Origin of the sequence: Actinomadura decatromicini, from assembly GCF_008121305.1 — a bacterium.
Classification (GTDB): domain Bacteria; phylum Actinomycetota; class Actinomycetes; order Streptosporangiales; family Streptosporangiaceae; genus Spirillospora; species Spirillospora syzygii.
The window spans coordinates 191,548-206,390 of record NZ_VSRQ01000010.1 but is presented as its reverse complement, the minus strand read 5'-3'; the positions used below and the strand labels follow the sequence as shown (position 1 = coordinate 206,390).

The window sequence follows — 14,843 nt, the reverse complement described above, 5'->3', positions numbered from 1 at the left end:
CGGGGTGTCCATCCGGTTCTTGTTCGCTCGCCGGAAACCCACTTGCCTCCCCGCGCGGGGCTCGCATACGTTCGAGACACGCGCGAAAGGAGGTGGTCCTAAACAATGGTTGATTGTAGGACTCGCGAGGTGACTGTCAGCTAGTCGCCGTTCCGCCTCGGCGCCGCCGCTCGTGGCGGCGGCAACCGGTCGCGACGGTGACCGGCGAATACCAGGCAGTTACCCGGTCCCCGGACCGATGGACCCGTCCTGTCCATCGCCCCGCCCCATGGCGGGAAGGTCCGGGGATCGCTCATTTCCCAGGCGTTCCGACCGGTCTCACGCGACGCGCTTGAGCTGCGCGGACAGGTGCGACTGGAGCTTCTGCCCCACCGCCGCCATGTCGTACGCCCAGCCGAGGTCCTCGCCGATCATGCCGTAGAGGCGGTGACCGGCCGTCACCTCCTTGGCCGACCGGGTGCGCGCGACGACGTCCGTCTGCAACTCGACGCGGCTGAACGCGACCGTCCCGACGTAGATCTCCACGATCCCGGTCGGGTGGGCGAGGGTGACCTCGACCTCGTTGTCCGGACGGGCCCGCCAGTACCCCGTCTCCGTGGCGAGCGGACGTCCGAGGGTGCCGTCCGGCTCGATCAGCCACGTCCGGCTGGAGTAGATCAGAAACGGCTTCCCGTTGTGGGTGAAGGACAGTTCCTGGCCGAAGTTGAACGACTCGATCGTGGGATAGCCGCCGACGCCGGCGCCCTCCCACGTGCCGAGCAGGAACTCCAGGGGCTCAAGGTCCGGGTGCAGCTCAGGATCCATGGGCACTGAGGGTAGCGGCGGCGGACGCGCAGGCCCTAGTCCGCGGCGTCCCGCCTAGCGGAGGCGGCCGAGGCGGACCACGAGCAGGACGGCGGCGACCGCCGTGACGCCCAGGAAGACGACGAGGATCCCCGCGTTCACCATCCCGCTCATGCCCGTCCCCTCCGCTGATCCATAGCGGGATGCTACGCGGGACGGCCCGACTAGAGTGCGAGGCATGGCGAGACCACTGGTGATCAAGGTGACGGCGGGCGCGGACGCGCCCGAGCGCTGCAACCAGGCGTTCACGGTCGCGGCGGCGGCCGCGGCGAGCGGTGTGCCGGTGTCGCTGTGGCTGACCGGCGAGTCCGCGTGGTTCGCGCTGCCGGGGCGCGCCGCCGGGTTCTCACTGCCGCACGCCACCCCCCTCGACGACCTGCTGTCCGTCATCCTCGCGAGCGGGCGCGTCACCCTCTGCACGCAGTGCGCCGCCCGGCGCGAGATCGGGCCGGACGACGTCCTGCCCGGCGTCCGCATCGCCGGGGCGCCGACCTTCGTCGAGGAGATCACGATGGACGGCGTCCAGGCGCTCGTCTACTGACCGTTCCGGTCGGGCCGGACGGGTGCGGACGGCGAGGGCGAGGCCCGCGACGACCGCGCCGGTGAGCCCGAGCATCAGGTCCCCGATCGTGTCGCGGTAGGCGGTGACCGATTCGGGGGTGTCGAGGATGAACAGCTCGTACTCGACGAATTCCCAGACGATGGCGGTGATGGCGCCGATTCCGGCGCAGCAGAGGCCGAGCGTCCAGGACGCGAGGCCGCCCCATCGCCGCAGCGCCATTCCGGCGGCCGCGCACAGCAGGGCCCAGTTGAGGAAATGGCAGGCGTCGTCGAACCAGCCGATCGTGTCGTAGAGGTCGGCGGCGTTTCCGCCGACGTCGATGACGAACGGCGCGGTGACGAGGAGGTCGATGTCCCAGGGGAACGGCCGGGCGCGCCCCCGCAGCGCCCAGCCGAGAGCGACGACCATGACGGCGGCCGGATAGGCGACCGCGCGGGCGCCCATGGCCTTGTCCGCGAACCGGTCCCATTCGGGGAACGCGACGGCGAGCGCGAGGAGCGCGGCCAGGGCCGCCTTGGCCGCGAGCGCCGGCGTCCGCCAGCGAGAACTGTGCATGAGTCGAGCATGACCGCCCGCACGGTGTCGCGACATCTGCGCGGATACTCAGGTTCGTCTGAGTGCGTGCGCCGTCCCGCGCGCGGTAGAAGCGCCGTAGATCGGAAATAGGACTGCCGACGCCCCGAACCGAGTGGAGCAGCCGGATGGTCGACGTACCCGCCTGGGCCTGGGCCGCGACGATCGGCCTGATCGTCGCGCTCTTCGTGTTCGACCTGCTGGTGGCCGTCCGCCGCCCGCACCGGGTCGAGATCCGCGAGGCCGCGTTCTGGTCGGTGTTCTACATCGCGGTCGCCCTCCTCTTCGGCCTCGCCGTGTGGGCGGTCGGCGGCGGGACGGCGGGCACCGAGTACTTCTCCGGATGGATCGTGGAGAAGAGCCTGTCCGTCGACAACCTGTTCGTCTTCGTGATCATCATGGCGCGGTTCGCGGTGCCCGCCGAGTTCCAGCAGCGGACGCTGCTGTTCGGCATCGCGGCGGCGCTGGCCCTGCGGGCCGTGCTGATCGCGATCGGCGCCGCGGCGATCAGCCTTTTCTCGTTCACGTTCCTGCTGTTCGGGCTGATCCTGATCTGGACGGCGGTGCAGCTCGTCCGGCACCGCAACGAGCAGCCCGACGTCGAGGACACCTTCCTCGTCCGCCGCGCCCGCAAGATCCTGCCGGTGAGCGACGATTTCCACGGCGGGCGGATGCTCGCCCACGAGGACGGGCGGCGCGTCATGACGCCGCTCCTGCTCGTCTTCGTCGCGATCGGCAGCACGGACGTCCTGTTCGCGCTCGACTCGATCCCGGCCGTTTTCGGCGTGACGAAGGACCCGTTCCTCGTGTTCACCGCGAACGCGTTCGCGCTCCTCGGCCTGCGCGCCCTCTACTTCCTCATCGAGGGGTTGCTGGAACGGCTCGTCTATCTGTCGATCGGGCTGTCGACGATTCTCGGGTTCATCGGGGTGAAGCTGATCCTGCAGTTCCTGCACGAGGACGTCTCCCATTCGGTGCCCGAGATCCCGACGCCCTTCTCGCTGGGCGTGATCCTGCTGATCCTGCTGATCACGACGGGGGCGAGCCTGGTGCGCGTCCACCACCACCCGGAGGAGAGGGCGCAGGCGGGCTCCCTGCGGAAGCGGCGCGAGAAGGAGCCGCGGGAAAAGGAACCGGCCCACAACTAGAGGAGGAGGCCGCCGGTCGCGCGGATGTTCTGGCCGGTGATCCAGCGCGCGTCGGGACCGGCGAGGAAGGCGACCACGTCCGCGATGTCTGCGGGCTTGCCGATCCGTCCGAGCGCGGTGAACGCGGAGGTCTGCTCCAGGCTTTCCGGCGAGTTCCCCACGCGCAGCGCTGCGGTGTCCGTGGCGCCCGGCGAAACGGTGTTGACCGTGATGTCCCGCGCGCCGAATTCGCGTGCCGCGACCGCCGTGAACTGCTCCAGCGCCGCCTTGCTCCCCGAATAGAGCGCCAGTTCCGCCATCGGCAGGACGGTGTTGAGCGTGGAGATGTTGACGATCCGGCCGCCGTCCGGCATGAGCGGCTCAGCGCGGCGCATCGCCATCAGCGGGTATTTCGCGTTGACCAGCATCACCCGGTCGAAGAACTCCGGGGTGATGTCGCGGATCGGCGTCTTCGGGACGAGCGCGGCGTTGTTGACGAGGATGTCCAGGCCGTCCGCGACGGGCTCGAAAAGGGCGTCGAGGCTCACCGGATCCTCCTGGTCGGCGCGGACGGCGACCGTTCCCGGGAACTCCTCGACGAGCGCGTCGGCGGCGGACTTCGCGGCCCGGTAACTGAAGACGACGCGGGCGCCGTCCCGGGTGAGCCGCCGGACGATCGCCGCGCCGATCCCCCGCGAGCCGCCCGTCACGAGCGCCCGCCTGCCCTTGAGCGTCATGCTGAGCGTCATGCCCCCGGACGCTAACCGTCGAGCGGCCCGGTGTATTGAAGAATCGCGCGGAGTTCGGTGGGGGTGACGCCCGCCATCGTCCGGACTTCGCGGGTGAAATGCGGCTGGTCGGCGAAACCGCAGGCGGCGGCCGTGCCGAGGTCGCCGGACGGCGCGCCGAGCACCGACGCGGCCCGCTGGAACCGCGCGACCCGCGCCACCGTCTTCGGGCTCAGGCCGAATTCCCTTTGGAAACCGGTCTCCAGACGGCGCCTGCCGATGCCGAGTTCCGCCGCCAACGGGCCGACCTTTATCTGTCCCGCCACCTCGTGAATTCGCCACCAGGCTCGGGCCGCCGGAGCGTCGGGGCTTTCGCCGTCCGGGCTCAGCCATTCGGCGAGCAGGCCGTCGAGGAGGGAGAGCCGGGCCGTCCAGCCCGGCTCGGTGGACAGCCGGTCCTCCAGTTCGGCGGTGCGGCTGCGGCCGAGGAGGTCGTCGAGCGGGACGACCGCGCCGGTCAGCGCGCTCATCGGCGTCCCGAACAGGGCGCGGACCCCGGCGGGCGTCAGCCCGACCGTGACGCCCCGCTCCCACGACGCCCCCGCGTGCACCAGCGGCGCGCCGCGCGCCCCGAAGACCAGCGCGCCCCGCCCGGCGAGGTCGACGATCACGGTGACCAGGTTCAGCGGGAGCACGCGGCGCGGCGCGGGGCCCGCCGTCCCGATGCGGAAGGCCCCGTACCCGGCGGCGAACGGACGCAGCCGGGGCGCGGCCGGGCGGGCGCGCGTCGCGCACGGCTCCGCCCCGGCCCGCACCAGCACCGAGTGCACCTGTCCCACGCGCCCATTCTCGCGGGGCGCCGCCGGTCCGGTCAGCCCATGCTCTTCGCGCCGTCCAGGGACTCCCGGATGATGTCGGCGTGCCCGGCGTGCTGGGCCGTCTCCGCGACGATGTGGATCAGGACGCGGCGGACCGACCAGTGCGTCTCGGTGTTCCACGGGGCCTTGGGCAGTTCCTTGGGCTCGTCCAGGTCGGGGAGGGCGGCGACCAGTTCGTCCGTCCGGCGGGCGACCTCGGCGTAGGCGTCGAGGACCCCGGCCAGGGTCTCGCCGGGCAGCATGCGGAACTCGTCCGCGCGGCGCTGGAAGTCCTCCTCGGTCATCTGGCTGAAGTCGGGCATCGCGGACGCGCCCCGCTGGATGAACTCCACCCATCCGCGCTCGCACGACGTGACGTGCTTGATGAGCCCGCCGAGGCACAGCTCGCTCGCCGTCGTCCGCAGGCCCGCCTGCTCGTCGGTGAGGTCGCGGGTCGTGAACCGCAGGAAGTGCCGGTGCTTGGCCAGCATCGCCAGCAGGTCGGCGTGCTCTCCGGCCGGGGCCGTCCGCCGCTCGTCGGTCGTCATCGTCACGTCTCCGCCTTCGGTCGTTGGTCGCTTCTCGCTGACGACACCAAGTTAGGAGCGATAGCGGCCACTTCCTGACCTGAATTGCGGGAAGAATCGGGCACATGGCGAACACCAGCTCACGGACCCTGCGCCTGCTCTCCCTGCTCCAGACCCACCGGTACTGGCCGGGCGGCGAGCTGGCGGACCGGCTCGGCGTGTCCGTCCGCACCCTGCGGCGGGACGTCGACCGGCTCCGCGACCTCGGCTATCCGGTCGAGGCGCAGCGCGGCGTCGACGGCGGCTACCAGCTCGCCGCGGGCGCCGCGCTGCCGCCGCTGGTGATCGACGACGAGGAGGCGGTCGCGCTGGCCGTGGGCCTCCAGGCGGCGGCGCAGGGCTCGGTCGAGGGCATCGCCGAGTCGTCGGTGCGGGTGCTCGCGAAGGTCGTGCAGGTGATGCCCGCCCGGCTGCGGCGGCAGGTGGAGGCGCTGCGCGCGATGACCGTGCCCGCCGGGTTCGGCGGCGCGTCCGGGACGGAGGTCGACGCCTCCGTCCTCACCGCCATCGCGCTGGCCTGCCGGGACGCCGAGCGGCTCCGCTTCGGCTACACCGCCGCGGGCGGCGAGCGGACGGAGCGGGAGGCCGAGCCGCACCGGCTCGTCCGGCTCGGCCGCCGCTGGTACCTGGTGGCCTACGACCTCGCCCGGCACGACTGGCGCAATTTCCGGGTCGACCGGCTTTCCGGGCTGGACGTGACCGGGACGCGGTTCCGTCCGCGCGAGCTGCCCGCGGCGGACGCGGCGGAGTTCGTCCGCGCCGCCGTCGACGAACGGGCCCGCTCCTACCAGGTGGAGGCCCTGGTGGACGCACCCGCCGAAACCGTGCGCAGGCGTATCGGACGGTGGTGCACGGTCGAGGAGATCGACGCCGGGCACTGCCGGGTGCGGATGACGTCCGACTCCCTGGACTGGCCGAGCATGGCGCTTGGCGCCGCCCGGGAGGAATTCCAGGTGGTGGAGCCCCCCGAACTGCGGACCTTCATGCAGGAATGGGCGTCCCGCTTCTCCCGCGCCTAACGCGGCCCGCGAGGTCGGCTGCGGCCTCGGGCCATTCGGGGTGCTCAAAGGAGAAACCGGCCTGCGTGAGCCGTCCCGGAACGACGCGGCGGCTCTTGAGCAGGAGTTCGGTGTCCGACCTGATGGCGAGCGCACCGAGCTCCGCCATCCATTTCGTCGCGGGCAGCCCCACCGGAACACGCCAGGCGGCACGCAACGCACGCATGAGCTCCCGCTGCGGCAACGGCCCAGGCGCGGCCAGGTTCACCGGCCCTTCGAGATCGTCCCGCTCAACAAGAAATTCGGTCGCCCGGACGAAGTCGCGGTCATGAATCCAGGACACGTACTGCCCGCCGCCCGCGACCGGCCCGCCGAGCCCGAGCCGCGCCAGCCACAGCAGGACATCGAAGACGCCCCCGCGATCGGGACTCATCACCATCGCGGAGCGCAGGGCGACCTTCCGCGTGGACGGCGTCTCGGCGTTCTCCTGCGCCCGTTCCCACGCCTTGGCGATTTCGACGCTGTAGCCCCAGTAGCGCGGCACGCCCTCCTCGTCCCCGCCGATCACGCCTGTCGCCTCATCGTTCGGAGCGTCGAAACGGTGCGCGTAAATGGTCGCGGTACTCATCTGCAACCACACGCGGGGCGGCCGCGTCGCCCCCGCGATCGCCTCACCCACGACCCGGGTCGAACGCACCCGCGAATCCATCATCTCTTGCAGATTGGCCGGGGTGTAACGGCAACTGACACTGCGCCCGGCCAGGTTGATGACGACGTCACTGCCGTCGATCACCTCGTCCGCCCACGGTCCTAAGGTCTCACCGTCCCAGCGGACCTCACGACCACTCCGCGGGTTCCTGGTCAACACCACGACCTCATGCCCCGCACCGGTCAGCGCCCGCCTGAGAACCGTCCCGACCTGCCCGGTCCCTCCAGGAATCACGACCTTCACCAAGCCACCTCCCACCCTCCACGAACGACCCTAACCCCGAGACTTGAACACGTTCAAACACTGAGACAAGTCTCACCCCCGAGAGTGGCGTGCGTAGATTGTTGGTTTTGCCGGGCAGGTGGCGGGTTTGTCCAGGTCAGTGGGCGAGTATCAACCGGGGAGCACCGGGATTTAGCGAGTGCGGGCCCGGCCGCACCGGTCCCGGTGCGGCGGGGGGACGACGCGATGAGAGTCATGCTCAGAGCGCAGATGGACACGCGAGTCGCGAATGACGCGATCAAGACCGGCAGGCTTTCCGAGGTCATGGCGTCGCTGATGGAAAGGCTCGCCCCGGAGGCCGCCTATTTCGGGCCGAGCGACGGCGGACGCTCCTGCACGCTCGTGTTCGACATGCAGGACTCCTCGGCGCTGCCGGCCATCGCCGAGCCGCTCTTCCAGGAGTTCGGCGCGAAGATCGAGATCCAGCCGGTGATGAACAGGGAGGACCTGGAGAAGGGCCTCGCCGCCCTGGGGTGACCGGTTAGATGAGGTCCCAGGGAACGGACGAGTACGCCTCGTGGACGGGGACCATCCAGTCGTCGCGCGCCGGGTATTTCACGTCGCCTATCCGGCTCACCGGCGCGATGCCGAGCGAGTTGGTGACGAACGCGCCGTCGAATGAGGGCAGGTCGTCGACGCGGACCACGGCGCGGTAGGGGCGCAGTATCTCGTCGAGAAGTCGCATGGTGATGCCGCGCAGCATGGGTGCGTCCGGCCAGATGATCCGGCCGTCGCGGAAGAAGCCCACGTTGGTGATGCCGCCTTCGGCGACCCGGCCGTCCGAGAGGACGAGCAGCGCCTCGTCGAAACCGGCCTGTTCCGCCTGGAGCCCGAAATGGATCTGGCCGAACGTGCCAACGTGCTTGATGTGCGGGACGGGCCGCTCATAGACGACCGGCAGAAGGCTCTGCGGTTTCGTCGGCGCCTCGCCCGGCGGCCGCACGACCACCTGGACCACCGGTTCCGAGTCCGGCCGGTGAACGCTCACCCTTACGGAGGCGTCCGCGTCGCCCACGGCGTGCCGGATCAGTTCGCGGACGCGAGCGGGGTCGAGGGACGTCCCGAACAGTTCGCGGGTCGCGGCGTCGAGCCGTTCCAGATGCGCGAGAAGGCCGCGGACGCGGCCGGACCGCACCTGCATGGCGGTGAAATGGCCGTAGTTGACGAGCGCCGGGTGCGCGAGCGTCTCCGCCGTCGCCGGACGTCCGTCCACCTCGATGCGCATATCGGTCCTTGGGCTGGGGGGAAATGGTGCTGGACTTTATGAGAGACCGCGATTCCAGGACGATCCACGGTCGGGCAGGGGAAGCGGTGTCGCGCGAAGGTCGGCCCAGGCGCGCAGCTCGCTCGCGAGATCGGGGGCGATGGTGCGGGGCAGATGCGGGAGGGCCGCGTCGACCATGTTCTTCATTTCCCGCCAGCGCCGGACATAGGACGGGTCGGGCGACGCGAACCGAGGCGGGACGGCGTCGGCGCGGCTCATCGGCATCGCGGCCAGGCAGTCGCGGACGACGTCCTCCGCGGGGGGCAGCTCACCGGACAGCGCGTCCCGGAGGCCGAGTTCGTGCAGCGTGTCAACGAGCCCGGCCTGGATTAAGGCCGCCCGCGCGGGCGGGAACGGCTGCGTGGACTCGGCCTGCCGCAGCAGCCACAGGCCGAACCGCCCCCATTCGGCGCGCTGCGCGGGCGGGCCGTGCAGGCGCGCGAGCACGGCGCCGAACAGCTCCGCCCACCAGTCGGCGCGGTCGGGTCCGGCGGCGGGCTGCCGCTTCGCGAGCCAGCGCACGCGGTCCTCCGGGGACATGCGGCGGACCGCGGCGGTGGCGTCCCGCAGCGCGCCGCTGCGCGGCTTCACCGGCAGGGCGGCGGGCATGCGGATGCCGTGCACGTCTCCGGGCTGCGTGGGCATCCGGGGATCGGGTTCGCCGTCGTCCACCCAGATCGCGGTCTGCGAGTCGGGCTGGACGAACCAGCGCCAGCCCGGCTGGGTGGGAAGCTCCTCCAGGACGAGGCCGCGGCTTTCCAGCTCGTCGCGGAACTCCGGGAATCGGACCGCGCTTCGGAACGGTCCGTACGCCTCGCGCACGGCGGGCGGGACGACATCGCCGTAATGCAGGGTGAACACGCGGACGGCGAGGCTGACGCCGTGCCACCGGCCGCTGCCGAGGCCCGTCCAGCACGACTCCACGAGCCCCAGATGGCGAACGGGATACGCCTTCTGGGCCTCGCCCTCGTCGCGGTCATAACCAAGACGAACTGCCAGGTCGCCCGTGTCGCAGGTCTCGTCCAGACCGAGGACGGTGCCGGTCGCGACGACCGAGGCGTAGAAGTCGAAATCGTTCACCCTTGCATTTTCGCAGGACGAGCGAGATCCGTGCCCAATGAGTTCTGATTTCCGGCGGCGAATTTGGAGGCCGGGGGCGCGCGGCCGCGACGGTTTCAGCGCCGGGCGCGCGATCCGGGTTTCCGGATGATCGCCGATGGCCCGTACCAGGCCCTGTGGCGGGCCGGACCGGAACGGCCGAGCGCGGCACGCGCTGCACAACGCCGGCCCGCGCTCGGCCGCCCGCCGGGACACGCGGGTCCCGGCCGGGCGGCCGGCGGGTCAGCCGGCGACGGCCTTGAGGCGCTCGTCGCGCAGGCGGCCCGCCCAGGAGTCGTCCAGCGGCTGGAGCTCGGCGCCGACCGCCCAGCGGAGCAGCAGGTCGGCGAGGCCGGGGTTGCGGACCAGCGCCGGGCCGTGCATGTACGTGCCGAGCACGCGCCCGCTGTAGGCGCCCTCGAACCCGTCGCCGTTGCCGATGCCGTGCACGACCTTCGCGAACGGGCGGGCGTTCTGCCCCAGGTGGGTGACGCCCTGGTGGTTCTCGAAGCCGGTGATGCGCGGCACGTTCAGCTCGCCCGCGACGTCCCCGACGATCTCGCCGACCGCGCGCTGCTCACCGCGCGTGGACCGGATGTCGAGCAGGCCGAGGCCCGCGACCGGCTGGCCCTCCTCGCCGCCGAACTCGTGGCCGAGGAGCTGGTACCCGGCGCACACCGCGAACACGACCGCACCCGACTGGACGGCCCGCGCCAGCCCGCCGTCGCCGCGCAGCCGCTGCGCCGCGAGGATCTGCGGCCGGTCCTCGCCGCCGCCGAGCAGGTAGATGTCGCCGTCGGCGGGGACGGGCTCGTCCGACCGCAGGTGCACGGTCTCGGTCGGGATGCCGCGCAGCGCCGCCCGCCGCTCCAAGACGATCGTGTTGCCCTGGTCGCCGTAGGTGCTGAGCAGGTCCGGGTAGATCCAGACGATTTTGATGCGGTCAGACGACACGGCCGTACCTCGTTCGGATGGACTGGAAGGCGGTGTAGTTGGCGATCACGTCCAGGTGGCCCGGCGGGACGGCCATGACCGCCTGGTCGATGTCGTCCACGACGGTGAAGGAGACCTCGGCGGCCTCCAGCCGGGCGGCGAGGTCGATGCGGCGCTCGCCGGTGACCCAGACGGGACGGCCGCGCAGGATGCGGTAGTCGACGTCCCACAGCCAGGACGTGTCGCGGCCGTCCGGCCCCTGCGCGTTGATCGACAGCGCGACCGGGCCGGGCGCGGGCTGCAGGACGTCGAACGCCTCCAGCCAGCCCGCCGGGTTCTTCGACAGCAGCAGCCGGATCGACCGGCCCTCGTGCTCGACCGTCGTGTACCGCCCGGCGACGGACGTGACCTGCGACAGCAGCGGCAGCGCCTGCTCGGGCGCGACGCCGAACTGCGCGACCACCGCGAGCGCGATCAGCGCGTTCGACCGGTTCGCCCGGCCCGGCAGGGACAGCCCGGTCAGCGGGAACGTCCGGCCGTCGGGCGCGGTGATCTGGTCGCCGCGCAGCGCCCAGTCGGGACGGGGCCGGGCGAAGTGGCACTGGCGGCAGCGCCAGTCGCTGTCCTCGTCGGTGTCCTGCCGGTCGAGAGGGCCGCCGCACTCGGGGCAGCACCAGGAGTCCTCGCGCCAGTGCTGGCCCGCCGCGACCCACGTGACGCTCTTCGCCGTGGCCGCGCCCCACGTGACCAGCGGGTCGTCGCAGTTCGCGATGACGTGGCTCTGCGGGGCGGCCTCCAGCGCGCGCCGCCACTTTCCGGCCAGCAGCCAGATCTCGGCGGCACGGTCCATCTGGTCGCGGCTCAGGTTCATCAGCGCGACGACGTTCGCCCCGGTCTCCCGCAGGACCATCGGGACGTACTTCTCGTCGCACTCCAGAACCCCGTACCGGGCCGTCGGCGCGGACGCGAGCGCGGACACGTGACCGGTCGGCATGTTCGCGCCGAACGCGTTGGTGGCGACCTCCCCCAGCGGCGTCATCGCCGAGGTGATCAGCCGGGTCGTCGTCGTCTTGCCGTTGGTGGCGCTGACGAGGACGAGCTTGCGGTCCTTCGCGAGCCTGGTCAGCAGCTCGGGGTCGAGGCGGAGGCCGACCTTTCCGCCGATCACCGAGCCGTCCCCGCGGCCCGCCATGCGGGACATCTTGGCGGCCGTACGACCGAGCGCGACGGCCAGCTGCGAACGCAGCGGAAGATCGCTCATGGACTCCGTCTTCTCTGGATGCGTCTGGTATGCGCCGGTAAACCGCTCCGAGCCTAGCCGCTGACGGCCCCGGTCCGGGCTCGTCCCCGGCGCTCCGCGGCGGGTTGCGGGGCGGCCGGGACGGACGGGGGGCAAGATGTGAGCAGCATCACGGGATGTCGGGTAAACCAGCGCGGCCGGTCTTGACCCGTACCGAGATGTCGTGATTCGGTGCGACCTCCGACTGCGGTGTGCCAGATTCCCATCCACCCGTCCGAGAACGGCGGCACCGACTACTTTTGTCGGGGGCCCTGCTGGTCGCGGGGGACGCGACGGCCGCCCGCGGCGGCGGGCCGGATCGCAAGGCGTGGACAGAGCGGCGATAAGGCGAGGTCTCAGCGATGCAGTGTCCGACGTGCGGGAACGACACGCCCGGGACGCTCGGCAGGTGTTCACACTGTGCGGCCCCGATCGACGTGTACTCGGCCGGGCCCGTCGTTCCCCTCTCGGCGCCCCCGGCGGTGGCCGGGACCGCCGACGCGCTCGGCGACCGGACGGTGATGGTGCCGCCGCCCACGCCGTCCTGGGCGGGCAGCGCGCAGCCGCCCGTCACGCCCGACCTCGACCTGCCGGGACACAACGGCCACGGGGAGAGCGCGCGGTCCGCCACGCAGCGGACGGCGCCGGAGCCGCCGGGGACGACGGGCGGGCAGCCGGTGCTACGGCTGACGGTCGAGCCGTCCACGCCCTCCGTGCCGCCGGTCTCGGCAGGGTCGACGGGGTCGCCCGGGGCGTCCACGCCGCCCGCGTCGCCGCTGCCATCCTTCGATCCCGAGGACACCGCCGCCTGGACGTTCGTCCCGGACGAGGACGACGCGTCCGGCGGGTTCGCCGCGCCTCCGCCGCCTCCCGCGCCGCCCGCCGCCGCGCCGAGCACGTTCGGGCTGGAGCCAGCGCCGGAGCGGACGGAGTCGATCGTCCCCGACTCGTGGTTCGCGCGGCCGCGCAAGCCCGAGGCCGAGGCCGACGCGACGCAGGTGTACCAGTCCCCCATGTCGCCGCAGCCGCCCATGCAGTTGCCCGCCGTACGGGACGCCGACGCGACCCAGATCGCCCCCGGCTACGGCAACACCCAGAACTTCGGCAACACCCCCGGCTACGGCAACGGCTTCGGCAACGGGCAAGGCTTCGACGGCGGGCAAGGCTTCGGCGGCGGGCCGGGCGGCTTCGGGGGCGACGACTTCGATCAGACCCGGATGGACCCCGGCACGCCCATGGGCGCCCCGCCGATGGGCCAGGGCCCGATGGGGCCGGGTCCCATGGGCGGCCCGATGGGTCCCGGCATGCAGCCGGGGCCGGGCATGCAGCCGGGCATGCAGATGGGGCCGGGCGATCCCGCGTACGGCGGGTACCCGCCGGGGCAGGGCGCCGGGCGTCCGGGCGGCGGCGGGCCGAGCAAGCCGCTGATCGCCGCCGTCGCCGCGCTGGTGACGGTCGCGGCCGGGGCGGTCCTGTACGTCGCGTGGCCGTCCGGGGACGACTCGTCCGGCAATACCGGCGCGCATCCGTCGCCGTCGAACACGCAGGTCGCGCAGAAGAACCCGATCCCGCCCGCGACGAAGGAGCAGGCCGCCGCGCTGAACGCGATCCTGAACGCGAGCGTCGACACCCGCCGGATCCTCGCCGGGGCGCTCGGCCGGGCCGGGAAGTGCAAGACGCTGCCGCAGGCGATCCAGGGCTTCCAGATCGTCGCGCAGCGGCGCCAGAACCAGCTCGTCCGGACCCGGAACCTCCAGGTCGACAAGCTCGCGAACGGCGAGCGGCTCCGCGCGTCGCTGACCGAGGCGCTGACGGCGTCCCTCCAGGTCGACCAGGTCCTGCTCCAGTGGGCGCAGCAGAACCAGCCGCGCTGCCACGGCCGGCCGAAGCCGGGCGCGGCGCAGGTGCCGGGACGCGCGCCCATCGAGCAGCGGGCGACGGCGGCGAAGAAGAAGTTCGTCGTCCTGTGGAACCCGGTGGCGAAGAGGACCGGCCAGCCGCTGCGGAACTGGCAGCGGGTGTGACGGCCGGTCACGACCCGGTTGCGACCTTTGGAGGACGGGTTCCCGTCCAACGGCGGCGCAGTATCTTGTCACCGTCGTGTCTCACGGGGTAGGGGGCCTCATGCGGTGTCCGGTCTGCGGAGGCGAGACGCCGGCGGCGTTGCCCAGGTGCACGCGCTGCGACGCGCCGCTGAACGGTCCGCCGGGCGTCGAGTCGACGACCCGCGACGAGCCCCCGGCGCCTCCGTGGGGAGCGCCGCAGCAGCCGCAGATCCCCGTCCCGTGGGAGACCCCTCCCCCGCCGGGGCAGCCGCCGTCCGACTACACGACGCCGATGCCGCCGTCGGACGAGACGATCACGCGGCTGTCCGCCGAGCCGTGGTCGGAGCCCGCGATCTGGCAGCCGCCCGCGCCGCCGAAGAAGAGCCGGGCCCCGTACTTCCTCGCGGCGGCGGGGGTCGTCCTGCTGCTCGGGCTCGCGCTCGGCATCGTGTTCTGGCCGAGCGGGTCGGAGCCGTCCGCCGGGCCGACGCGGGGCGGGGCGCCGTCGACGCTGCAGAGCCAGGGCACCGTCCCCGAGACGGAGGAGTCGGCGAGCGGCGGCGACCTCGACGCACAGGCCAAGGCGGTCGACGGCCTCCTTGAGGAGATGGGCTCGACCCGGTCCGACCTCGGTTCAGTCGTGGTCGCCGGATGCGGCACGAGCGGCCTCCAGCGCGTCCTCGACGCGCGCAAGGCGCAACTGGAGAAGGCCCGCGCGCTGGACGTGAGCGCGCTCGACAACGGCGACCAGATGAAGGACGCGCTGGTCCGCGCCCTTGAGGCGTCGTCGGAGTCGAACCAGCGCTACCTGGACGTCGCGCCCGGCTGCCCGTCCGACTCCGAGGTCGCGGACGTCAACCAGCGGGCGAGCGACGCCAAGAACGAGTTCATCGGCTACTGGACGCCGATCGCCGAGAAGGCCGGCCTGCCCGCCCGCAACGCCGACGACATCTAGCCG

At 72.1% G+C, this 14,843-nt stretch carries 15 protein-coding genes and 1 pseudogene; 6 read left to right on the top strand and 10 right to left on the bottom strand.

Features of this window, described 5'->3' with window-relative positions:
* Positions 1–318 precede the first annotated feature (318 nt).
* Positions 319–804 (bottom strand): heme-binding beta-barrel domain-containing protein, encoded by a 486-nt coding sequence (locus tag FXF68_RS37070; RefSeq protein WP_148767498.1) that lies wholly within the window; start codon positions 802–804, stop codon positions 319–321.
* Between the two features lie 217 nt (positions 805–1,021).
* Between FXF68_RS37070 and FXF68_RS37065 the strand changes: the two genes are divergently transcribed.
* Positions 1,022–1,384 (top strand): DsrE family protein, encoded by a 363-nt coding sequence (locus FXF68_RS37065; RefSeq protein ID WP_148767497.1) that lies wholly within the window; start codon positions 1,022–1,024, stop codon positions 1,382–1,384.
* 36 nt (positions 1,385–1,420) lie between these two features.
* Here the strand turns inward: FXF68_RS37065 and FXF68_RS44920 are convergent.
* Positions 1,421–1,960: pseudogene (locus tag FXF68_RS44920) on the bottom strand (DUF2238 domain-containing protein); the annotation flags it as partial.
* Between the two features lie 146 nt (positions 1,961–2,106).
* On the opposite strand from FXF68_RS44920, the gene FXF68_RS37060 reads away from it, so the two are divergent.
* Positions 2,107–3,126, top strand: coding sequence for a TerC family protein (locus tag FXF68_RS37060; protein ID WP_148767496.1), 1,020 nt, complete (start codon positions 2,107–2,109; stop codon positions 3,124–3,126).
* On the opposite strand, the gene FXF68_RS37055 is transcribed toward FXF68_RS37060, so the two are convergent.
* Genes FXF68_RS37055 through FXF68_RS37045 form a run of 3 tightly spaced genes read right to left on the bottom strand, consistent with a single transcriptional unit; the run spans position 3,123 to position 5,238 of the window.
* Positions 3,123–3,854, bottom strand: coding sequence for an SDR family oxidoreductase (locus FXF68_RS37055; RefSeq protein ID WP_246179142.1), 732 nt, complete (start codon positions 3,852–3,854; stop codon positions 3,123–3,125). The two genes, FXF68_RS37060 and FXF68_RS37055, sit on opposite strands and share 4 nt — an antisense overlap.
* 11 nt (positions 3,855–3,865) lie before the next feature.
* Complete coding sequence (locus FXF68_RS37050) at positions 3,866–4,672, bottom strand: AraC family transcriptional regulator (RefSeq protein WP_148767495.1); 807 nt, start codon at positions 4,670–4,672, stop codon at positions 3,866–3,868.
* 32 nt (positions 4,673–4,704) lie between these two features.
* Positions 4,705–5,238 carry a DinB family protein gene (locus FXF68_RS37045; protein ID WP_148767596.1) on the bottom strand — a complete coding sequence of 178 codons (534 nt, stop codon included), beginning with the start codon at positions 5,236–5,238 and terminating at the stop codon, positions 4,705–4,707.
* A 104-nt stretch (positions 5,239–5,342) separates the two neighbouring features.
* Here FXF68_RS37045 and FXF68_RS37040 point away from each other — a divergent pair, with 104 nt between their 5' ends.
* Positions 5,343–6,296 carry a helix-turn-helix transcriptional regulator gene (locus FXF68_RS37040; RefSeq protein ID WP_148767494.1) on the top strand — a complete coding sequence of 318 codons (954 nt, stop codon included), beginning with the start codon at positions 5,343–5,345 and terminating at the stop codon, positions 6,294–6,296.
* Here FXF68_RS37040 and FXF68_RS37035 read toward each other — a convergent pair.
* Positions 6,259–7,227: a TIGR01777 family oxidoreductase gene (locus FXF68_RS37035; protein ID WP_148767595.1), complete on the bottom strand. Its 969-nt coding sequence runs from the start codon at positions 7,225–7,227 to the stop codon at positions 6,259–6,261. The two genes, FXF68_RS37040 and FXF68_RS37035, sit on opposite strands and share 38 nt — an antisense overlap.
* A 249-nt stretch (positions 7,228–7,476) precedes the next feature.
* Here FXF68_RS37035 and FXF68_RS37030 point away from each other — a divergent pair, with 249 nt between their 5' ends.
* Positions 7,477–7,743 carry a DUF3303 family protein gene (locus FXF68_RS37030; RefSeq protein WP_222870271.1) on the top strand — a complete coding sequence of 89 codons (267 nt, stop codon included), beginning with the start codon at positions 7,477–7,479 and terminating at the stop codon, positions 7,741–7,743.
* Between the two features lie 4 nt (positions 7,744–7,747).
* Here the strand turns inward: FXF68_RS37030 and FXF68_RS37025 are convergent, their stop codons facing one another.
* From FXF68_RS37025 to FXF68_RS37010, 4 genes are all read right to left on the bottom strand, one after another.
* The gene (locus tag FXF68_RS37025; RefSeq protein WP_148767492.1) at positions 7,748–8,491 is read right to left on the bottom strand and encodes an aminotransferase class IV; all 744 of its coding nucleotides are present in this window, start codon (positions 8,489–8,491) and stop codon (positions 7,748–7,750) included.
* A gap of 36 nt (positions 8,492–8,527) precedes the next feature.
* On the bottom strand, positions 8,528–9,610 hold the full coding sequence (locus FXF68_RS37020; protein WP_148767491.1) for a hypothetical protein: 1,083 nt from the start codon (positions 9,608–9,610) through the stop codon (positions 8,528–8,530).
* A gap of 261 nt (positions 9,611–9,871) precedes the next feature.
* Positions 9,872–10,582 (bottom strand): type 1 glutamine amidotransferase, encoded by a 711-nt coding sequence (locus FXF68_RS37015; RefSeq protein ID WP_148767490.1) that lies wholly within the window; start codon positions 10,580–10,582, stop codon positions 9,872–9,874.
* On the bottom strand, positions 10,572–11,822 hold the full coding sequence (locus FXF68_RS37010; RefSeq protein ID WP_148767489.1) for a Mur ligase family protein: 1,251 nt from the start codon (positions 11,820–11,822) through the stop codon (positions 10,572–10,574). The genes FXF68_RS37015 and FXF68_RS37010 overlap by 11 nt, the downstream gene beginning before the upstream one ends.
* Before the next feature lie 500 nt (positions 11,823–12,322).
* Between FXF68_RS37010 and FXF68_RS37005 the strand changes: the two genes are divergently transcribed.
* Together FXF68_RS37005 and FXF68_RS37000 are read left to right on the top strand one after the other, a co-directional pair.
* Entirely contained in the window at positions 12,323–13,864 is a 1,542-nt protein-coding gene (locus FXF68_RS37005; protein ID WP_187438307.1) for a hypothetical protein, read from the top strand.
* Positions 13,865–14,003: 139 nt separating this feature from the next.
* On the top strand, positions 14,004–14,840 hold the full coding sequence (locus tag FXF68_RS37000; RefSeq protein ID WP_148767487.1) for a hypothetical protein: 837 nt from the start codon (positions 14,004–14,006) through the stop codon (positions 14,838–14,840).
* The last annotated feature ends 3 nt before the right edge of the window (positions 14,841–14,843 follow it).